Below are 21,958 nucleotides of genomic sequence, written 5' to 3'. Positions count from 1 at the left end.
TCTGTATTGTTCCATCTTTTACAAACTTCTTAACTATGTAGATAAACATAATTCTTCTATGTTCAATTTGCAAATACTGATTGCAAGTAGTAACAGCTATTCCGTCCTTTTATGGACAGGACCCGTTTCAGCGAGAAAGATAAAAAACCGCTCCCCGGCTGTGCCGGAGAACGGTTATCTGCTGAGATTGCTGCGGTTTCTCCTGGGATAGAACCAGGAACCGTTGCGCTTTGCAATAATTGAAGCTTACTTGCCGATGAACTCTTGTACCCAGTAGTTATTGTCAAAACCGACACCGATATAATTGAAATTCGCACTAAGAATGTTAGCCCGGTGCCCGGTGCTGTTCATCCAAGCGGTCATGACTTCCTGAGGTGTTTTCTGTCCCATGGCGATGTTTTCACCTGCATACTGGTAAGTCACACCGAATGAAGACATCATGTCAAAAGGTGATCCGTACGTTGGAGACGTGTGGGAAAAGTAATTGTTCGAACGCATATCTGTTGCCTTGGCTGCCGCTACTTTGTTAAGGCTGGCTAGTGCGGCTACAGGCGAAAGTCCAGCTGCAGCGCGTTCCTTATTGACCAATGTTACGATCTGCTGGGTAAACGCGGCAGTTCCGGTTGTATTCGCCACAGCAGGTGCGGCTGTTGCTACGGGTTTGGCTACAGGTGCTGGTGTTGCCACTGGTGTTACAGGCCGAACCGCAGGCGCTGGTGTAGCGGCAGGCTTCGCTGTAGCTGTTGGAGCAGCTGCTGCCGGCTTTGTAACAACAGGCTGAGGATTCGTAAAGGTTACCGTGGAACCGTCCAACGAAAAGCCGTTTGTGCTGTATTGTTTCAGATATTCCATAAATTGTGCAAAGCTAGTGGTCTTTATGGTCACTGTCTGAGTTTCCGATGCTGCATTTGCTTGTAATGGAAGAGAGAGGCTAAGCGCCATAACAGCCGCTACACTTCCTCCAATCACTGCTCTTAAAGACTTGCTTTTCATTCTGCCATCTCCTTATTCTTGTTGTAATGTTGTCTGCTGCCAAGAGTTGCTGAATCAAATATTACAAAGTTGTAATTTGTTCCTTAGTCATTGTAGCATAAATCTATTTGCCGTGCGCTTCTAAATTCTGGAGATTAGTAGAGTACAGACGCTTGTCCCGTCTAGCGGCAGACTGCCTAAGGCTTGTGTTCCCCGAAAAAAAACGGCAACACCGCTCCTTCTGGAACGGCAGCCGTATATATTAAATTAAATTTTCTTACATTATATACTGGAACAGGGCAGAACTCACCTTAGTGAAAAGACTGCCAGAACTCCCCCTCGGTTGAGATGAGTCCCATAATCTCCGCATAAGGAATACGGAATGTAGGAAATCCGGCAGCATACGGCGCAATCTCATAAGGGGCAAAATACAGATATAGTGCCTCTTCATCCACATAAAACGGCTGGTCTGCGGTAATGCCCTTATAGGTATTGGGAAATACATAGGAATATTGGGGATCATTTGCAATCTGTTTGCCGACAATATCACTGAGCTTCTGCACATATTTGCTGCCCGGCTTGAACAAATCACCCAGCCTGTAAAATTTACCGTTCCGCAGATTGATATGCGTATAGATTTTTGTTGGCATGCCGTGTGCCGCTCCGAATGGGAAGCGATACCCGTTCAGCTCCAGGACCAGGAGATTTTTACGGAAGAAGGATACGTTAAAATCACCGGTATAGCTGAAATCCTGAGCCGCACCGCCTGTCCCTGCACCCTCAGCCAGAGAAAGACTGCGCAGCTTGTCGTTCACTACTCTGGACACATCCGTAATGGCAATGCCTTCCACCACCGGATAATAGACCAGATAGTCTTTATTCGGCTTATATTTTTTTTCCAGTACGGAATATGGCGGCCGGAGCGGAATCACACTGTTTTGCCTCCATACCTGTTTGCCCCTGCGGTCATAATAAGACGTGCGCAGATCTACATCCGCCCGGATCAGACTGCCGCTGAAAGACAGAGTACCAGCACCAGGAATAACAGGGGGCTGAGCGGACTTTTGGCCGCTTTTATCGATAAAATAGGTCTCCTTGGCATCATATACGGACGCAAGGCCGTTCTGGTAATTGTTCACCCCGAGCAGGGGGTGATTACTGAGAATCCTTCCAGTTACTGCATCTGCGATGACATAACGAGACCCGATGTAAGGCCGGGCAGCATCCAGGGGGGTTCCGAGTGCAACGCGATCCTCGCCAAGCTGCTGCACTTCGTAATAGGTGGCCGGGATGATCTGTTGTCCCTTCGTATCAATCAGCCCGTAGGCATTGCCGTAATCAGGTGCTGTATTGATGACCGCTCTACCCCCGGAAAAAGGCAGTGCAGCAGTAAATTGCGGCTGTATGGCTATAGTTCCATCCATGCGGAGATAGCCGTATTTGCCGTTTTCTTCTGCCTGAAACGCCAGCAGACCGTCCCCCGGATACCCCACAAACGGATAGTGATAAGAATGCAATACCGCTCCCTGGGGATCGATCAGTGCGTATTCTCCATCTTTGATTTTGACGAGTGCCTCTCCACCCATAAAATCACCAGCATCCTCATATACGGGAGGCAGTACTTCTTTGCCCTGTGCATCCCAGTAACCATAGCGGGAAGAGCCTGTGGTGCTCTGTCTGGAAAAAAGCGCCCGTCCTTCATGCAGCGAATTCAAATAGTCTGCCCGGGCAGTAGTGACCTCTTTGCCTTTTTCATCAATCAGGGTATATCCTTTCGCATCGGAGACTACAGCCCGGCCCTCGGAAAAGGGGGCAATAAAGGAATAGACGGGCTTTACTTTCTCCTTGCCGGTGCTGTCAATCAGCCCGCTTTTGTCTTTACGCTGCACTATAGCCAGACCATTCGGCTGAAAATCCTCGGCATACTCGTATCTGGGCTCGATGGCAGTCCGGCCTTCATTGTTAATATATCCCCACAGCGTGCCCTCTTTCAGCTTGAAAGGCGCAGGGTGCAGCAGATCAGCCCTCAGCGCGCTCTCCTCAACTTCAGGGAGAACAAACTGCGGTTCGGCAGGTTTAGGAAAATAGTCCACCCGGTACAATCCCTCTACTGCGGGGATCGTGACGAACTGCTCGTCATCTGCCCGGATAAAATCCTCTTCCTGCTGGGGAATGCACTCGTTCCAGCCGATTCCGTCCCACCGCCATACTTCAGTCTGGACGAGGCCGTTGTCCCAGCCTTTTCCCAGCTCATTCAATTTGATCCTCAGCATCCATTCGCTCCCCTTTACCAAAACCTTATGCCTACAGGATATGGGCGGGGGCGGATTTATGTGCCTAACCAGGCACGGTTCTATATGACATGTGGTGTGATCTTGAAATTCATGGCTTCCTCGCATACTATAGACATAACATTTTTGTATAACTTCGGCGATAAGGGCCGAGGGTCTCTACCAGGAACCGTAAAATCCTGATTACAAAAGAATGCCGGTGTGCATTTTTTTGCGATCAGGATTTTTGGCATACCTTAAAAATAGAAAAGGAAGTGAAACCTATGAACAACAGCACAAAGTCCCTGCTCACAAGACGCATTCAGGTGGCAGGCAAACAAATCCCGGCGGATCTTGTAGTCAAAGGCGGAACCATAGTCAATGTATTCACCGGTGAGCTTATGGAGGGCGATATTGCCATTGTGGATGGATATATTGCGGGAATCGGCTCCTATGAAGGCAAACGGACGGCAGACGCCTCCGGAAAATGGGTTATTCCCGGCCTGATCGACGGGCATGTACACATTGAGAGCTCTATGCTAACTCCCCAGGAATTTGCCAAAGTGGTGTTGCAGCATGGAGTGACAGCAGTAGTCACCGATCCGCACGAAATCGGCAGCGTGGCCGGGGTAGAAGGTATTAAATACATGCTGGAGCGCTCCAGAGACCTGCCGGTGGATATTTACGTCATGCTTCCCTCTTGTGTGCCGGCAACGAAGTTCGAGAGCTGTGCAGCCCAGCTGGAGGCCGCTGACCTGAGCCCTCTGTATGCCGACCCCATGGTGCTGGGACTCGCAGAAGTGATGGATTTCCCCGCCCTGGCTGGGCCTGACACCGGGATGCTGGATAAACTGGCCGGTGCACTTGACCAAGGGAAACGGATCGACGGGCATGCTGCCGGGATTGCCCGGGAGGACCTTAACATCTTCCGTTCGGCGGGCATCCGGACAGATCATGAATGTGTCCATGCCGAAGAGGCCAAACAGCGCCTTGACCTGGGCCTGTATCTAATGATCCGTGAAGGAACCGCCGCCAAAGATCTGGAAGCCCTTCTGCCCGCCGTCACTGTAAAGAATGCCAGACGCTGCCTTTTCGTTACCGACGATAAATTAATCGATGATCTGCTGGAAGAAGGCAGCGTGGACCACAACATCCGGCTCGCCATCAGCAAAGGCCTTGATCCCATCACAGCCATCCAGATGGCAACGCTGAACACAGCGGAATGCTTCGGGCTCCAAGACAGGGGAGCCATTGGACCAGGATATCGGGCGGATCTGGTGCTGCTGGACGATCTGAATTCACTCTCCATCTCTCAGGTCTTTAAACAAGGCGAATGTGTTGTTGACAATGGAAGGCTTGTTACAGGAGCTTTCGCAGAAAATACAGCGGCTGAGGTTCAAAGTTCAATTGCCGAGAGCTGCCGCCTGGCCAATGTGGAGACCGGTGATCTGGCAATCCCTATAGAGTCTGGCAACTGCAATGTTATCGGGATTATTCCGAACTCCATCGTAACCCGCCACCTCAAGGAGCAGGTTCAGGTGAAGAATGGCTGCTTCGCCCCTTCCGTTCAGCAGGATCAGCTCAAATTAGCTGTCGTGGAAAGGCACAACCGTACCGGGAATATCGGTCTGGGTATCGTAAAAGGCTTTCAGTTCTCCAAAGGAGCCATCGCCGCAAGCGTAGCTCATGATTCGCATAACATCATCGCCGCCGGTGTCTCCGATCTGGAGCTGCTCACCGCCATCCGTCACATCGAAGCCATGAACGGCGGACTGACTGTAGTATCCGGCGACAAAATTCTCGCCTCCCTGCCGCTTCCGGTAGCAGGACTCCTATCCGAGCAGGGGTATGAACAGGTCTACACCGAGATGAAGCAGCTTTACGCCGCCCTTCGTGAGATCGGTGCACCGGATCACTTCAATCCTTTCCTGACCTTATCCTTCCTGGCCCTGCCGGTCATTCCTGCGCTCAAGCTGACAGATAGGGGTTTATTCGACTTTGCCTCTTATTCGCATATCGGGATTGAGGTAATAGAGTAAGACATGTTTGCTTAGATATTAAGAATTAATTTGGAAGGAGTGAATATAACTTGCCATTCCCTGTTGTCACCAGAGAGCTTGCTGAACGGATCGAAAAATCAGAAATTGATTATATGGTTTCCAGAGTAGCGGCCATACGTGAACGAGTAGGTAACCCTGAAGGAGCCGAGGTAGAGAAATTTGGTAATACCACGGCGATATATGTTAAAACAATGCCATGGGGGGCTTTTAATACCGTTAAAGGCATAACACTTGATGATATAGACCAAGTGGATGAAATTATTAATTTTTATCATGAACGCGACAGACCTTGCCAATTTGAAATAATCCCTTCTAAGTCCAGCCCTGAACTACTCCATTATTTATCCAGTAAAGGCTTTTATCAAAATACGTTCCATACAGCAATGTATGGTATTCCAAATGAGGTTTATCCGGATGATCCATCCAATATATTCATTCGCGAAATTAATGAAGACGAATTCGAACTATATGGTAAGTTACATTGTTTGGGCAGCGGTTTAGCGGAAAGTGGTTCAAAGTACGTTGCAGCAAATAATAAAGTATTATTCAATCGCTCTGGATGGCGTATTTTCCTTGGATTCTTAAATGAAATCCCTGCCGGTGTTGCGGTAATGTATATCCATAGCGGGGTTGCATCCTTGACCTTTGCCGCCACGCTTCCTGAGTTTAGAGGACAGGGTCTGCAATCAGCATTTTTACGTAAGCGCATGTACGAAGCAGCATTACAACAATGCGAGTTAGTTGTAGGTCAATGTGCGTATACTTCGACAAGCCAGAACAATATGGAAAGAGCAGGAATGAGAATTGGCTACATCAGAGCTAATTGGGTGAAGAAAGGAACTTGATGCTGCTTTTCACGCCTTAATCACCTCACAAGTATTATGTTCCAACTATCACCCTCACCTCAGTACCCTCAATATTGAAAGGATTTATGCTATACAAAAAAGCGTTTGCCGGATACCCAGCAACCGCTTTTTATACTGCCCCTCCCCCTTGCGAAGCAGGGAGGAGAACTGCCTAAGGCGATGCAAGTGGCAGAGGGGAGGTTTGGAGCTGTAGGAGCGAATGCGTCCGCCTTTAGGTTTGAATTTCTACCGCAACCAGCGGTTTAAATCAGGAAATCCAAACCTAACAGCGGCCGAAAGCCCAAACACTCACCGTAGCCACGCCCCAATCACCTCAAGTAGTTATTGTTGTTGATTTGCTTACTTCTTCGACGAATATTTACGCATATCAAACGATACCGCCGCAATGATAATCAGACCTTTAATAATCAATTGGTAGTAAGGGCTGATGCCGATAAAGGTCAGTCCGTAGTTGATCAGGGTGAAGATAATTACACCGACGAGAACGCCCGGCACCGTACCGATACCGCCTGTAGTGGATACGCCGCCGACTACGCAAGCTGCGATGGCGTCAAGCTCGTACATGTTACCGTAGTTGTTTGTTGCGCCGCCTGTTCTGGCAGCCTCAAGCACACCAGCCAGACCGTACAGGGCACCAGCGATAGCGTAAATGTAGATCAGGTTCTTGGATACGTTGATCCCGGATACCTTGGCAGCCTGCATGTTGCCGCCGATAGCGTACATGTTTTTGCCCAGCTTGGTTTTGTTGAACAGCACCCAGACAATGGCGGCGACAACAAGGGCTATGATGACAATGTAAGGTATGGAATATTGTCCCTCGCCAATAAAACCGGAGCCTATTTTGGTGAAGTCAGGACGCAGACCGCCGATCGGCTGCGATTGGTTCGGGTCCATATCAAAGTACAGGGAGTTCAAACCGTATACAATCAACATCGTACCCAGTGTGGCAATGAATGGCGGAACATTTAGCTTGGAAACGATAATCCCGTTAATGAGACCACAGAGGAGGCCGGCAAAGATGGCGATTAGGATTGGAAGCCATACCTGCACCTGCGGAAGATCAGGGAAGAACCGGCGTGAATAATCCGGTATTTGCAGCATTGAGGCGGAGATAACCGCCGTGAACCCTACAACCCGTCCTGCGGATAAGTCCGTACCGGCTGTGATCAGAATAAAGGCCACACCCAGAGCGATAATTACACGTGTGGAGGATTGAATCAGCACGTCACGCAAGGTATTGATGGACATAAAGCTTGGCTCATAGATGATAATACCCATGATCAGCAATACGAGTACGATATAGATCGCGTTTTGAGTGACAAAGGATTGAGCTTTTTTAACGTTCATTAGTAGTTTCCCCCTTAATGCTGTGCAGCGAGACGCATAACTTCGGTTTCCGTAGCCTGCTCGCCTTCTAGTATTCCTGTCAGCTTGCCTTCAGACATAACCATTACACGGTCGGACATCCCGAGCAGTTCCGGCATTTCCGAAGAGATCATGATGATGCTTTTGCCCTGCTTCGCCAAATCGGCGATAATCGAATAAATCTCGAATTTGGCCCCGACGTCAATCCCGCGGGTCGGTTCATCCAGCAGCAGAACCTCAGGCTCGGTAAGGAGCCATCTGGCGAGTAGTACCTTTTGCTGATTACCGCCCGACAAATTCATGATCTGTGTTTTCGTGGTTGGTGTCTTGGTGCGCAGCTTTTCAATCATTTTATCGACTTCAACCTTTTTCTTCTTGCCGTCAAGCAGCAGATATGGCGTCTGATAACGGTCCAGATTGGCAATGGCCCCATTCTCATGAACGGACAGCACAGGGAAAATACCCGTTACCCGGCGTTCCTCGGTAAGCAGCGCCAACCCGTGTTTCTTGGCATCCTGCGGTGACTGAATATTAACCTTCTTGCCAGCAATGGAGATGCTTCCGGATTTTATCGCACGAAGTCCGAACAAGGCTTCAATAACCTCCGTACGTTGTGCGCCGACCAGACCACCGACACCTAGAATCTCACCACGTCTGAGCTCGAAGGATACATCCTTGAATGATCTTGGTTCTGGCGAAGTAAGCCCTTCCACTTTCAGGAAAACCTCACCGGGAACGTTCGAGCGTTCAGGGAACCGGTTCGTGAGGTCACGGCCGACCATTCTGGAAATAATCAGATCCGTTGTCAACTCTGCCGAAGGCCATGTGCCGATTTTTTTACCATCACGCATGATCGTCACTTCGTCAGAGATTTCCAGGATTTCTTCCATTTTGTGAGATATATAAATTATGGCTACGCCTCTTTTTTGCAGATCCCGGATAATTCGGAACAAATGCTCCACTTCCACACTGGTCAGCGAGGAGGTAGGTTCATCCATTACAATAACGCGTGAATGAAAAGAGACGGCTTTGGCGATTTCGATAGATTGGATTTTGGATACGGACAGTTTGCCTACAAGGGTCTCGGGATTCAGATCGATATCCAGATCCTTGAAAAGGTTCTCAGTGTCCGTAAACATTTTCTTGTGGTCAATGAACTGAATCGGTCCGAACCCTTTCGTCGGAAAACGCCCCAGCCAGATATTCTCCATTACATTGCGGAACGGCACCGGATGCAGCTCCTGGTGTATCATGGAGATTCCGTGACCCAAAGCATCATTGGAGTTCGTGATATTAGCCTTTTCACCATCCAGAAAAATCTCACCGGCATCCGGTGAATAGATCCCAAACAGACATTTCATGAGTGTAGACTTACCTGCGCCGTTCTCACCCATCAGTGCATGGACCGAACCCGGCCTAACCTTCAGGCTCACGCCGTCCAGCGCCTTCACACCGGGAAATTCTTTGGTAATATTGTTCATTTCCAGCAAAAATTCAGTTTTTGCCATGTTATTACGCCCCCTACGCTATTTGTCTTTTCCATGAGAGGCACAGCGGTTCCCTTCTGCTTCCTACCCGTAAGGAATTCCGGGGAGCAGTTTTCCACTCCCCGGCTTTATTTTTATTAAGCTTATTTAGCGTCAGCTACATTATCTTTGGTGATTTTTTTGTAGGAAATCCATACATATTGGTTGTCTGTGATGTCAAAGCCCACATTTTCTTTGGTAGGTGTTTCACCTTTGGCCAGCAATGCAGCCAATGTGATTGCAGCTTTACCTTGGTTGTTGGCATCATTCAGCACCGTACCAAGCATAGTTCCGTCTTGCAGCGCTTGAACAGCTGGAGCCGTAGCATCTACCCCTACAACCGGCATATACTTATCGCCAGTGAAGTATCCTGCAGCTTTCAGAGCTTCGATCGCGCCGAGGGCCATATCATCGTTGTTGGCAAGAACGGCTTCAATCTTGTCACCGTGGGAGCCGAGGAAGGCTGCCATTTTTTCTTGTCCTTTTACACGATCCCACATCGCTGTGTCTTCAGCCAGTTTCTCTACCTTGATGCCGGCATCTTCGATGGCCTGGATGGAGTAGGTTGTACGCAGCTCAGCATCCTGGTGTCCAGGTTCGCCTTTCAGCATTGCATATTGGAGCACGCCGTCTTTGTTCTTGTCAGCTTCCGGATGAGCCTTCCAGAAGTCTACAATCAGCTGGCCGGACATGGTGCCAGACTCTTCAGCCTTAGCGCCTACGTAGTATACTTTGTCCCATTTCTTCATATCTTCTGGAAGTGGTTCGCGGTTCAGGAATACTACCGGAATATCTGCTGTTTTGGCTTTGTCGATAATTACGCCTGCTGCTGTGCGGTCAACCGGGTTGATCAGCATGCCGTCGTATTTCTTCGTGATGAAAAGGTCCACCTTGTCGTTCTGTGTTGGCTGTGAGTTCTGGCTGTCAACGATGTCTACTGTAGCGATGCCTTTGGCAGCTGTGTCAATGGCATTACGGACACCGGTCATGAACGTATCGTCAAATTTGTAGATAGCCACGCCGACTTTTGGAGTCTCACCAGCAGCACCGGAGTTTGCACTGTTAGTAGCTTTTGCAGCGTTGCCTGTATTCTCAGTCTTTGCATTATTGTTGCCGCCGCAACCTGCGAGAGCTGCACCCAGTAAAGCACTGGCGAGTAAAACGGAAGTGATTTTTTTCATAATTATTTGACCTCCTGATATATGTTTCTTTTTAGTTGTGCCCAGTATGTCCTGGCTACATCCTTATTATGCCCGACGTGAAAGCGGTTGCGAATATAAAATCCTACTCATTTTTATAAAAATTCTAATGATGTGAGCTTTCTACCGGACAAATGGAAATAATAATTTCTGGTTCTCCGGCCATAGCATGTTCTCCAGATCGATCAGCTTCGTTCCGGTATCCACACGCTCGGGTACTTTAATGCCTTCAGCAGCTTCTACGGCATATTTGACGGCCAAATATCCGTTGCTGAAGGGATTCTGAATGACTGTGGCCTGAACCGTACCATTCTGCAGCAGTTCCATCATGGACGGAGAGCTGTCAAAGGCAACCATCTTCAACTGGTTGAAGCCCAGCTCCTGAATTACATTGCCCGCACCCTGCGAAGCTGTTTCATTCAGTGTAGCAATGCCCCGGAGATCAGGATGGTTCAACAGCATATCGCGGGTCAATTGTTCAGCGTCGCTAGTATCGGATGAAGTATAGGAAATCTGAACGACCTCTATATTGGGAAATCGGGCAGCATAGTTCAGAAAGCCCATTTCCCGTTCATTCGCATCCCGTGCCCCATAATCAATTGATCCGGATGAGCCTTGGTGTCCGGTGGAATTTGTGAAATTGATGATACCGATCTCCCCGTAGCCATTCAAAAGCTCAATCAGCCTTTCTGCGGATTTCTGCCCGGCTTCATAGCCGTTTGATCCCACATAGGTTTTGACTTTGGCTGAACCTACCTCCGCATCTACCGAAATTACAGGAATCTTATAATATTCCGCCTGGTCCACCACCTGTGCGAGCCCCATATAGCTGCTGGCTGCAAGGATGATTACATCTGCCTTTTGCTTGATGGACTCCTCTACCATCGTGATTTGCTCGTCGATGTCGCTCTCGGAATCCGGAGCTTTGAACGTCAGCTTCACATTGAACTCCTTTGCAGCGGCCTCCGCACCTAGCTTCACAGTGTTCCAGTAATCGCCTTTGTTCATTTTTACAATCATATGAACGTTGTGTGTTTTCGTTGTGCTGATGTATGCCGGAGAAGTACCCAGGCAGGAAGTGACCGTAAACACCAACACCACGCACACCAGCAAACCAAACCCTAAGCGTAAGCTTCTCATTGTACGGATTCCTCCTTTCCATCTTCTGGCCCCTCCTGGGCCCGGACCGCAGGAAAGATGACCGTAACAGTAGTCCCTTCTTCAATCTCACTCTCAAAGGTAAGTCCGTATTCACGTCCATAGACAAGTCCGATCCGTTCGTTCACGTTCCGCACACCTACACCTGACCCGCCGTTGCTTTTACCGCCGCTCAGAATCGTTTTCAGTGTCTCCTGATTCATGCCAAGCCCGTTGTCACTGATCCGGATGACAATCAGACCCTCCTGAAGCTCCGCAGTTATCGTGATCAGTCCTTCATCGGGCATCATTTCGATGCCATGGTAGAGGGCATTCTCCACAATCGGCTGCAAAATCAGCTTGATCGTCTGGTACGTCAGAACCTCGTCCTGTGCCTTAATCTCATAGCGGAATTTATTTTTGAAGCGGAAGCTCTGAATGACCAAGTAATGCCGGATATGATCCAGCTCCTCCTGCATGGTGATCATATTTTTCCCTTTGCTGAGACTGATGCGGAAAAATTTCGACAGCGATTGGATCATCGTCACCACTTCATCCGTTTTACCTCTTTCCGCCAGCCGGATGACCGAATTCAGTGTGTTATATAAAAAATGGGGGTTAATCTGCGATTGCAGCACTTCCAGCTCACCCTTGCGCTTGGTTTCCTGCTCATAGATAATCTGGTCCATGAGTTGCCTGATCCGCTGTAGCATCAGATTAAAGCGCCGGGACAGCTGTTCCACCTCATAAGCACCACTGACGTCAATCGGTGTGTTCAGATCCCCTTCGCCAACCAGCTTGACCGTCCGTTCCAGCTTGCGGATGGGACTGGCAATCAGCCAGGACAGGAAGATAGATAACACGATTACACCTAAGATAACGAAACCCAAAAACCAGATCAAAAAATGGTTCAGATCGCGCTTGGTCGTCACAATCTCATCGTAATAGGCCACACCGACGATCTTCCAGCCTGTCCGGGCCAGTGTGCGTACTGTGATAAAGCGTTTCTCTCCTGTAGATTCATCCAGATAGCTGCGGTATTCATATGCCAGCACAGATTCCACATTCTCATACTTCAGCCCGGCATATATTAGCTGCTGCTGAGGATGGTAAACAATGTTGCCCTGCGGATCAAGAATGTAAGCATACCCTCTGTTACCCAGCTTAACCTGTCTGCTGAGCTGATCAATTGTACGGAAGTTGAAGTCGATCAGCAGGACGCCGGATTTGGTAAGCCCGTTTTCTTTGTATTCAATCATTTTGCTGATGGAGACCACCCAGGTATAACGTCCCTTGAACAAATTCTGTATATGAGGAGCAGAGTAGGAAATTTCAGGGCTTTTGATAGCCGAGGTAAACCAGCTTTGACTTTGCAGCTGGGTGTTAAGCCGCATGCTCTGGCCCGGAGTGCCGACCACATATTTACCCTTTGGGGTGAACACCGCCACCGAGACGAGATCTTCACGGCTGCTCATCAGCGTATCCATCCGCTCGCCCAGCAGGGAAGAATCAATAGAAGGACTGGTTGTAATCTGCTTTTCTGCCGTTTCAAAAATACTCCCCATCCCTTTGACATACAGCTCAAGGTTGTAATTCACCTGCTCAATAATCTGCTGCATGTTCATATTGGCATTCTTTTCGGCGGTTGCAGCAAATTTGTTGTACAGCATAAAACTAACGATCACTGCAACAAGCACAGTGACCGCCGTAAAGGTTATCGTAATAATGAGCTGGATACTCCGCAGCTTGGAGGGCAAGCGAAGCTTGCCTCCCTTGCGCGGCTGCGGGCGAAGCGAAAAAAAATACGCCTTCGGCTTGTACATGGCTTATCCTCCCCGTGAGCTGTTTTTGTACTCTTTAGGCGATTGACCATATTTCTTGCGGAAGCAAAAGCTGAAATAGTTCGGGTCGGCAAAGCCGATTCTTTCGGCAATTTCAAATGCCTTAAGCTCTGTCGAACGCAGCAGCTCTTTGGCCGCTTCCAGACGGATCTGCAGCAGGTAGCTGACAAAGGTCATCTTCATTTCTTTCTTGAAAATGCTGCTGAAGTAGCCGGTACTGATGTGCAAATGCTGGCAGACTCTGCCGATGGATATATCGGATTCCTCATAATGGCTGCGGATATAGTCTTTGGCCTGGTCGATCAGTTGCTTGTAACTGGACTGCCGCTCCGAGGCAATGGAATCCATGAGCCGGCTGCACACACCGATAATCCATTCCCTGGCCTCACCCATATTGTTGAATTTCTGAATCTCTGTCAGGGAGGAAAATCCCAAGCCGCCAACATCACTCATCTCACTGCCCGATTCCTTGGCCACCCGAAGAATCGTGGTGATAATTTCCAGCAGAAAAATCTGATATTCCTGCGTGCTCACCAGTCCCGCATCCAATCCGCCAAACAGCTCGTCCACTACCTCCTTCAATTCCTGAAGGGTACCCAGCTTGATCGTACGGATCAGCGACTGCTGGGTCAGCTCGTCATATGCCAGCATACGTCCAACCCGGGACTCCACGTCTTCGATCCAGATCACTCTATTATTTCCAAGGATCAGACGATAATCCAGCGCCTGCAGCGCATCGTTAAAAGAATGGGACAATAGAGCAGGCGAATTACAGGCCGTACCGGAGCCCGCTGTCACGGTAAGCTTAAGAAAATGCTGCACATACTGGCGAATTTCTTCGAGGATAGCAAAGGTGCGGCTGGTAATCGCGGCCTCATCCCTGTCTTCGCTGACCGAGAGCAGCACCACATCATCGCGGTAGATGAATACTTTGCCGAAGTCATGCTTCTGGCAGATTTCTTCGGCAATATTCAGTACGGCGAAGAGTTGAAGATTACGTTCACCCGTATCTCTGAGAGATACAGGCCGTTTGGTTGACACGACATCTTCTCCGCCCTCGCGGATATAATCCACACGGATCACGGAAGCTTGAAACAGTTCACCGCTTAATTCTATACCGTATTCTGCGCTTTTTCCGGCAATCTCTGCGGCAGGGAGCCTGCGGGAGACCAGTGAGGAGAGAAACTGCTCACGGAGCACCGGCAGACTTTTGCGGTAATGCTCGCTGAGCACAAACACATTCTCCTTCTCGGCAATCTCCGCCTCTATCGTTGCCCTTACCTTAAGCAGAACGTCAATCAGCTCCTGCGCAGAAAACGGTTTCAAAATATATTCATCTATTTGCAGCTTGATCGCCTTCTGGGCGTATTCAAATTCATCATATCCGGTCAAGATAATAATCTTCGTATTGGGATGCCGGCTGCGAATCCACTCCGCCAGCTGCAGCCCGTTCATAAATGGCATCTGTATATCGGTTACGACTACATCCGGCAGCAGCCGGTCAATGGAATCCGCGGCTTCCCGCCCGTTCTCTGCCTGATCCACAACTTCAAACCCGTACTGCTTCCAGTCGATTTGCGCAATAATCCCTTCTCTTACATCTTCTTCGTCTTCGGCTAGAATCAATTTATACATTTTCATCCCTCTTTGGATCAGGTTTAGGTCATTCTACACCCATTCTATCTGATTCGAACGGCTCAATCTATGGTTAAGTTAAGGAAGGTGGATTTGCGAAGGGAATACATAGAATTACGCTTATATTTGAACAAAAGGGCAAAAAAAAACCATCCCGCATGAACCGGGATGGGGATGATTGGTGCGTATGGTCTATAGCAATGATTTGTTGAAGCGGTAGCCGGTGGTTTTCTCGAATCCGATATGCCGGTAAAAAGCATGTGCCGGTGAACGTTCCACCCGATTGCCGCTTCTCAGGAAAAGCTGGCAGCATCCTTGCTGGCGTGCCCAATCCTCTGCTGAGGCCACCAGTCTTTTGCCAAGTCCGTTGCCTCTAAGTTCCTCAGCTACGATCAGTGCGGTAATCTCCATAATACAGTCTGCATGCTTGTAATAGGATCTCACCTTCCGTAGTCCAACCATTCCCACAACTTCATTATCCAGTTCTGCAACGAGAGTGCAGTGGAACGGATCAGTCTCCATGTCTTCCATTCTTTCTTTCATCACGCTAAGCGTTGTCGGATAGCCGAATTCCCGCAGAAGGGCTGTCACTCTCTCCAGATCATTCAAGCCGCATTTGCGAATTTGCAGTACCTGCTCCTGAGTACTACTGTTCATCCTCAATTACCTCCACTTTTAGCATAGACGCCGCCTGCTTGGCTGTCGTCCGCGCGATTTCCACATCTTCCGCTGCACTTAACGCTACGGCCATTCGCCGTCCAGGGCGGATCTCCGGTTTGCCGAACACACGGACCTGTGTACGGGGAAGCGCCAGCGCTTCGCCAATACCGGTCACCCTAAAAGCTTGTCCGGCTGTTTCTGCCTTCAATGTTGCTGATGCGCCCGGTGACAGCAATTGCACCGAGTCGAGCGGAAATCCAAGAATGGCTCTGACATGCAGAGCAAATTCCGATAAATCCTGTGTAATCATAGTAACCATGCCGGTATCATGCGGTCTCGGTGAGACTTCGCTGAACAATACACCATGATCCGTTAGAAACAGCTCCACGCCAAAAATCCCATACCCGCCAAGCTGGTCTGTAACCGCGCGGGCGATTTCTTGAGCCTCAGTCCATTCGGCTGCACTCATCTGATGAGGCTGCCAGGACTCCACATAGTCGCCGTCCTTCTGGATATGGCCGATCGGAGGGCAGAATACCGTACCGCTGACTGAACGTACGGTGAGCAGTGTGATCTCACTCTCGAAGGTCACAAAAGCTTCTACGATGACCCGGGTTCCTTTGGCACGTGCACCTTCCAGCGCCGTATTCCAGCAATGCTCAGCATCCTCAGGCTTCTTGCAGACGCTTTGTCCTTTGCCGGACGAACTCATGATCGGCTTAATCACACACGGGGTGCCCAGGATCTCTACGGCCTGACGCAACTCGTCCAAACTATCCGCGAAACGGTAGGCTGCAGTAAGCAGGCCCAGCTCCTCAGCGGCCAGCCGGCGGATGCCTTCCCGGTCCATAGTCAGCCGTGCTGCACGTGCGGTAGGAACTACAAAGAATCCTTCTTGCTCCAGCTCCTGCAGTGCATGTGTGGCAATGGCTTCGATCTCCGGAACAATCAGATCCGGCTTTTCTTCACGAATCAGCTGTTTCAGTGCTTCCGCGTCAAGCATATCAATAACATGGGAACGATGGGCCACCCCCATCGCTGGTGCATCTTCATAACGATCCACAGCTACGGTCTCTACGCCAAGGCGCTGAGCTTCGATAATGACTTCCTTGCCCAATTCCCCGCTGCCCAAGAGCAGCAGCTTACGGCTCTGGGCTGAAAAAGGAGCTCCCCACATTGTCGATTCCAACCTCTTTCGGCAATTTGATTGCTGCGTTCTATGTTTCTGTAAACGACGCAATACAAACTGTAAATTTTCAGGCTCCTTTATTTTCATCCATCATCCGTCAGAATGCAAGTGTTCTTCGACATTTTCCTACAAACTTCACAGATCTTTGTCCACGATATCGCCCAAAGCTTGTTCGAGTTGCAGCAATTCGCTGCTGAGATGGCTCCAGTGCTCTGCAGAATCACCCCCTTTCAGGAGCTCTGTGATCGCTGCTTCCCGCTCAGTCAGATTCTCACTCAGCACTTTCACTACTTGGGACAAAGCGGTATCCATGTTTACTGCATAGAAATCCAGCAATATGCTTTCCTGTTCTTCAACAGCCTCTGCCACGGCTTCCTTCATCCCAGGCTCGGCCCCTACTCTAACCTCATTGCGGCCGGTCCCTTCGAAGAAATGGCGCGGGGATTTGAATCGGCTCCACAGCGCCGTCCAATCTAGCGGCTCCAGCCTGACTTCCAGCTTGGCCGGAGCAGGCCAAAGCTCCTTATCATTTTGAAGGAACTGAAGCTCTTCCGTAGGTATGGATAATTCTTCAGCGGCAGAGACTGCCGCTAAGTGCACCAGACGGCGTCCGGCAGCCTCCAGCCGGAGCGTGGTGGCCCACAGTTCCTGCTCTAGCTCACGCTGGATCGTCCGTTCCAGTTCTCTTCCACAAGCTATAAAGATATCTTTCAGATGACCGCCGTCTTCACGGAGCAGAGAGGGATGGAACGATTCCTGAAAGAAACGGCCAAAGGAGAAGGATATCCGCTGGCGGACATGATACAGCAATTCCTCACCTTCTCTGCGCAAATCCCGGCGCGGCCGCTCCTCGGCGGCCAGCAGACCCAACCGCCGCTCTGCCTGACTCCGCTGCTCCTGCAGTACCCTCATTTGCACTTCACGCTGACCCGCCGCCTGATGCGCCTTCTCCTGCCACTCTTCAGTCCGGCGCCGGATGTTGCCGAGGCTGTCTCTAGCCCCTGCCAGTGACAGCTTCGGCAGTTCCCCGCCCGCGAAATGTGCAAGTGCCTGCTCGAAGCTGCTGAACCGGGAAGCATCATAGATCTCCCGGTTATTTGCCTTTTTCCCTTCCAGTGCAAGCAGGCTGGAGAGGGAATACATCTGTGGTGCATTCAGACCGCCGGCGCGCAGATTCTGCGCAACATGCTGTTGAACCTCCTGGAGCTCTTCTTCATCCGAGGCCAGATCGGAGGCATTGATGATGAAGAACATTTTATCCAGCGCAAAGCTGTCTTTGATCCGGCCCAACTGGGCCAGCAGGCCCCTGTCCGCCTTGGAGAACGCATGATTGTAATAGGTCACAAAACATATCGCATCGGCATTCTTCATGTAACCAAAGGTTACTCCGGTATGACGCGCATGCAATGAATCCGCCCCAGGGGTATCGACCAGCACGATACCGCCGGCTGTCAGGGGACAATCGTAATAGAGATCAATTCCCTGAATGAAACAGGCCCGTGTCTCTTCAGCGACCAGCTGGCGGTATTCCTGCAGATCGACAGTGCGTACGGTTCCAAGCAAAGGTTCAGCTTCCTGCCAGCCCGCCGCCGCCGCCCGCAGAAATCCGGCATGCGGCAGTGCAGAGGGATGGAGCCCGCTGACCTGGAGATTCCCAGCGCTCGTAGTCCAGCTCTCCAGCTGCGGCGCGTCAAGCTGCAGCACACTGAAGGAATGGAGGATGTCCTCCCAGAAATCCTCCACGCTCTTCATGGTGACCACCGCGCTGGCGTGACGGAAGTCCCCTTCCGGCGCCAAAATCCGGTTCACTGCCGCTGTGGCGGGATGCGGAGACACAGGCAGCACATCTTCGCCCAGTAAGGCATTGGCGAAGGAGGACTTGCCGGCGCTGAACGCTCCAAACAGCGCCAGGGTGAAGCGGCCGCCGGCGAGATCCGCCGCTCGCTCCGCCAGGCTGCGCGCAGCCGAGGCCATGGCCGGCTCGCTGCGCAGCAGCTCCGCCGCAGCGTCCAGCACCGCTGCGGCCTTCCCGAGCCGGCGGCGTCCGCCCGCCGGCGAAGACGTACCCGCCGCAAGTCCTGCGGCGGGGCTTCCAGCCGCTGCGCCCTGCGGCGGCTGGGTCTCCCGCGGCGCGGCGCCGGGCGCGCCCGCCTGCGGGGTGACCCTCACCTCCGGCAGCGTGCCGGGGGTGAGGGTGCGGCGCGGCGGCAGCAGCGCCGCAAGCTCTGCCGCGCGGGCGTTCGCCGCGCGGTCAAGGGCGGCCAGCGCGGCTAGGGCGCGCGCCTGCCGCTGCAGGGCTGCCTCGCGGCGCGATACATCCGCGAGCCGCTCGTCCAGCAGCGGCGGCAGCTTCGCCAGCAGCTCATCGCCGATGCCTAGCGCAGCGCGGCGGAACTGGCTCTTCATTTCAGCCGCAAGCGTGCGGCAGAAATTCAGCAGCGCCTCGCCGCTGAAGCCGGTTCCCGGCTTGACGGCAGCCGCCAGCACCCCGGGGCTGAACGCCGGGAACGCCTGCTTAAGTGCCGTCTCCGCCGCCTCGTCCCAGACTCCGAGGCCTTCTCCCCACTGCCGGACCAGCTGGAGCAGATGCCATTCCAGCTGGGCGGCAATCTCCCGGCTTTGCAGCGTATGCCAGGCGGCCAGCCGTTTCTGCTGTTCCTTCTCCCGTTTCGCTGCCGTGAAGAGCAGTCCCTTGCGGAAGCCGGGACTGACACTTTCGGCATAGGCCCCGGCAGCTTCCCGGACCTCTGCCGGCATCAGGCTGCTGTTGCCCAGCAGGGCATCCAGACGGGTTCGCAGTTGCTGGCGCGCTTCTTCAGCTAGCCCCAGAGCCTTTGCCCGCTCATCCGCACATTCGAGGAGCTCACGCTCCACGTAGTCCCGCTCTTCCGCTGTTCCTGCTTCTTCCAGAAGATGCTCCCGTTCCTCCTGCTGCCCTTCTCTATAGACTGTCAGGGCTGTATCTGCGGTATGGTAAAGAGAACGGGACAGACTGTACTGAAGCAGCTCATCCCGTTGCTCCAGGAGTTTCTCAATCAGATTCAGCAGATCCTTCCACTGGTTCAATGGATGCTCCTGAACCTTGAGTGAAGTAAAGAGAATTCCCGCCGGCTGAATCCCCCATTGACCGAAAGCGCTTACCAATTGCTTCCGGTACACTTCAATGGTAATTTCCTGTTCACGGTGCTTGTCAATCTGATTAATGATAAGATACAGCGGTTTGCCCCATTCACTGAGTGCTTTGGCAAAGGCCAGATTATTCTCGGATTGCACATGATTATAATCCATCACATAAAACACAACATCCGCCAAATGGAGTGCGGAATGCGTTGCCGCCTGATGTCCGTTATCGGTGGAATCCACCCCCGGTGTATCCATTAGAACTCCATAGCTCCCAAGCAGCGGTACGTTCTCCCATACAGATATGGCGGAGTATTCGCCCCCTCTGCGGCAAAAGTCCTGCAATTGTTCAGGTGTTGTCTCCCATGGGGCCGGTTGGGTTCCGGTTTCACTAGTTTGCGGATACAGCAGAACACGAGGGGTTCCACTGCGGATGGATACGATATTCGCACTGGTTGGAACCGGTCCGGAAGGCAGGACATTCTTGCCGCATAGAAGATTAATCATACTCGATTTTCCTGCCGAGAAATGCCCGCAAAAGGCTAAGGTAAGCTCACCAGCAGCAGCTTTTAACTCCAAATCAGAGATAATTTGCTCTGCTGCCGGATCGCCCCATTCGTTCATAAGCTTGCTGAGCCCAGAATAGGACGGTTTCTTCAAGATTTCTTTCTCCATTTTGGCCCGTTCCGCTCCCACGTTTATTCCCACCTTCGCTGCTTCGTGTATCGTATTGTCTCACAAGAATAGAATAATTACATTTTATCACCAGTTTGCCACAATTCAAATCAGAACTATTTACAAATTCCCCTATAATCCCTCACGAATCTCACAAATCCAGGTATTTCTTTACAAACTTGTTGATGTTCTCAAAGCTATTGAAATACAACACCTTATGGTGTTACAATCAATTACGAAACCAAAAGGTGTTACAATAACAGGAGGTAGCTTATGCACACTGAAAAGACATTGCCCGAAATTCGCAAAACTGTAGTTCTTAAAGCTCCCATTGAAAAAGTATGGACAGCTGTGTCCACCTCTGAGGGGATCGCGGCCTGGTGGATGGACAATACATTTGAACCGGTCCTGGGTAAGGAGTTCATCCTGCGTTCCGGCCAATTTGGTGATTCTCCTTGCAAAATAACTGAACTCACCCCTCCACACCGGTTGGGTTTTGATTGGGGCAAAGACTGGCATCTGGAGTTTGAATTAAAAGAGCTGGACAATCAGCAAACAGAGTTCACCCTGATTCATTCGGGCTGGGATGAAACAAAGGCCACCGAGTTTGGACAACCTCATTCGATTATCCGCGGCATTATGGACGGTGGATGGGAAGGTATTGTCAACAAAAGTCTCGTTCGTTATACAGAGGCTTAAGCAGTGGCTGCCCCAGCACTCAAGCATGATGTATTTCAAGCGATCGCCGATCCCACCCGCAGAAGCGTGTTGCAGCTGCTTGCCCGTAACGATATGCCGATTGTGGCCATATCGGAGAACTTCCCTCTTTCGCGTACAGCTATTAACAAACATCTGCATATTTTATCCGATGCTGGACTTGTCAGCTCCAGACGGATTGGCAGGGAGACAAGGTATTCACTTCACCCGGAGCCTCTTGCAGAACTAAAGGACTGGCTTGCCTTCTTCGAGATCTATTGGGACGACAGACTGTCACTGCTAAAAGAATTCGTTGAGAAGGACACTAACCCGCAATAAGAGCAAATATCAACAGAAATGTTTATCTTTGCACACTAAAAAGCCGGCCCATGGGCCGGCTTTCTCACATCCTATTTGGGTCACACCTGCTTATGGAACCAAGCTGAGTAGCTTAAGCAGTTTCCAGAACTGGCAGCAGAATTTCGAATACCTTGCCGTGCTGCAGAATGGTCAGGCCACGGGATTTATCTCTCATCACTACAACTTCAGGTTTTTGGGACATACGTTCCAGGTAATGCTCAGGTACATCGCCAGAGTGGCTGATCGTGATGCCTTCCACTTCCTGTTCTTCGTTTTCCTCAAGCGGACTTTCCACTACACGTTCAAAAATATCGGAGAACGCTTCAAAATTATCGGTATATACAGAAATGCACTTCATCTCTATCCCATCCTCTTCTTCATCTCTAA

General features: G+C 50.8%; 16 protein-coding genes and 1 riboswitch. Of the genes, 4 read left to right on the top strand and 12 right to left on the bottom strand.

The genetic code is table 11. The annotated features are described in order from the left end of the window. Nucleotides 1-246 precede the first annotated feature (246 nt). Both ACTJKB_RS10415 and ACTJKB_RS10410 read right to left on the bottom strand, forming a co-directional pair. On the bottom strand, nucleotides 247-993 hold the full coding sequence (locus ACTJKB_RS10415; protein ID WP_440833733.1) for a CAP domain-containing protein: 747 nt from the start codon (nucleotides 991-993) through the stop codon (nucleotides 247-249). Between the two features lie 290 nt (nucleotides 994-1,283). Beyond that, entirely contained in the window at nucleotides 1,284-3,245 is a 1,962-nt protein-coding gene (locus tag ACTJKB_RS10410; protein ID WP_440833731.1) for a WG repeat-containing protein, read from the bottom strand. A gap of 124 nt (nucleotides 3,246-3,369) precedes the next feature. Further along, nucleotides 3,370-3,469: riboswitch (purine riboswitch) on the top strand. Between the two features lie 57 nt (nucleotides 3,470-3,526). Here ACTJKB_RS10410 and ade point away from each other — a divergent pair. Together ade and ACTJKB_RS10400 are read left to right on the top strand one after the other, a co-directional pair. Further along, a complete protein-coding gene (gene ade, locus ACTJKB_RS10405; protein WP_440833730.1) occupies nucleotides 3,527-5,281 on the top strand; it encodes an adenine deaminase in 1,755 nt (584 codons plus the stop codon). Between the two features lie 50 nt (nucleotides 5,282-5,331). After that, nucleotides 5,332-6,147 carry a GNAT family N-acetyltransferase gene (locus ACTJKB_RS10400; RefSeq protein WP_440833728.1) on the top strand — a complete coding sequence of 272 codons (816 nt, stop codon included), beginning with the start codon at nucleotides 5,332-5,334 and terminating at the stop codon, nucleotides 6,145-6,147. Nucleotides 6,148-6,507: 360 nt separating this feature from the next. Here ACTJKB_RS10400 and mglC read toward each other — a convergent pair whose 3' ends face one another. From mglC to ACTJKB_RS10355, 9 genes are all read right to left on the bottom strand, one after another. After that, entirely contained in the window at nucleotides 6,508-7,515 is a 1,008-nt protein-coding gene (mglC, locus tag ACTJKB_RS10395; protein ID WP_440833726.1) for a galactose/methyl galactoside ABC transporter permease MglC, read from the bottom strand. 14 nt (nucleotides 7,516-7,529) lie between these two features. After that, the gene (locus ACTJKB_RS10390) at nucleotides 7,530-9,041 is read right to left on the bottom strand and encodes a sugar ABC transporter ATP-binding protein (protein ID WP_440833724.1); all 1,512 of its coding nucleotides are present in this window, start codon (nucleotides 9,039-9,041) and stop codon (nucleotides 7,530-7,532) included. 122 nt (nucleotides 9,042-9,163) lie between these two features. Continuing rightward, entirely contained in the window at nucleotides 9,164-10,240 is a 1,077-nt protein-coding gene (locus ACTJKB_RS10385; RefSeq protein WP_440833723.1) for a galactose ABC transporter substrate-binding protein, read from the bottom strand. Between the two features lie 141 nt (nucleotides 10,241-10,381). Further along, a complete protein-coding gene (locus tag ACTJKB_RS10380; protein WP_440833722.1) occupies nucleotides 10,382-11,398 on the bottom strand; it encodes a substrate-binding domain-containing protein in 1,017 nt (338 codons plus the stop codon). Beyond that, complete coding sequence (locus tag ACTJKB_RS10375; RefSeq protein ID WP_440833721.1) at nucleotides 11,395-13,218, bottom strand: sensor histidine kinase; 1,824 nt, start codon at nucleotides 13,216-13,218, stop codon at nucleotides 11,395-11,397. Before ACTJKB_RS10375 ends, ACTJKB_RS10380 begins: the two co-directional genes overlap by 4 nt. Before the next feature lie 3 nt (nucleotides 13,219-13,221). Next, a complete protein-coding gene (locus ACTJKB_RS10370) occupies nucleotides 13,222-14,871 on the bottom strand; it encodes a response regulator (RefSeq protein ID WP_440833720.1) in 1,650 nt (549 codons plus the stop codon). A gap of 192 nt (nucleotides 14,872-15,063) precedes the next feature. Then, on the bottom strand, nucleotides 15,064-15,528 hold the full coding sequence (locus ACTJKB_RS10365; RefSeq protein WP_440833719.1) for a GNAT family N-acetyltransferase: 465 nt from the start codon (nucleotides 15,526-15,528) through the stop codon (nucleotides 15,064-15,066). Next, on the bottom strand, nucleotides 15,518-16,708 hold the full coding sequence (gene purT, locus ACTJKB_RS10360; RefSeq protein WP_440833892.1) for a formate-dependent phosphoribosylglycinamide formyltransferase: 1,191 nt from the start codon (nucleotides 16,706-16,708) through the stop codon (nucleotides 15,518-15,520). Before purT ends, ACTJKB_RS10365 begins: the two co-directional genes overlap by 11 nt. 147 nt (nucleotides 16,709-16,855) lie before the next feature. Further along, nucleotides 16,856-20,536 (bottom strand): dynamin family protein, encoded by a 3,681-nt coding sequence (locus ACTJKB_RS10355; RefSeq protein ID WP_440833718.1) that lies wholly within the window; start codon nucleotides 20,534-20,536, stop codon nucleotides 16,856-16,858. A 252-nt stretch (nucleotides 20,537-20,788) separates the two neighbouring features. Here ACTJKB_RS10355 and ACTJKB_RS10350 point away from each other — a divergent pair, with 252 nt between their 5' ends. After that, complete coding sequence (locus ACTJKB_RS10350) at nucleotides 20,789-21,214, top strand: SRPBCC family protein (protein ID WP_440833716.1); 426 nt, start codon at nucleotides 20,789-20,791, stop codon at nucleotides 21,212-21,214. Nucleotides 21,215-21,217: 3 nt separating this feature from the next. Next, nucleotides 21,218-21,550 (top strand): ArsR/SmtB family transcription factor, encoded by a 333-nt coding sequence (locus ACTJKB_RS10345; protein WP_440833715.1) that lies wholly within the window; start codon nucleotides 21,218-21,220, stop codon nucleotides 21,548-21,550. Nucleotides 21,551-21,662: 112 nt separating this feature from the next. Here ACTJKB_RS10345 and ACTJKB_RS10340 read toward each other — a convergent pair whose 3' ends face one another. Then, on the bottom strand, nucleotides 21,663-21,929 hold the full coding sequence (locus tag ACTJKB_RS10340; RefSeq protein WP_020432793.1) for a hypothetical protein: 267 nt from the start codon (nucleotides 21,927-21,929) through the stop codon (nucleotides 21,663-21,665). Nucleotides 21,930-21,958: the final 29 nt, after the last annotated feature.

Origin of the sequence: Paenibacillus sp. 22594 (assembly GCF_052044425.1) — a bacterium.
Classification (GTDB): Bacteria; Bacillota; Bacilli; order Paenibacillales; family Paenibacillaceae; genus Paenibacillus_AQ.
Note: the sequence above shows the minus strand (reverse complement) of the source record. Positions and strands in the feature narration are given on the sequence as shown.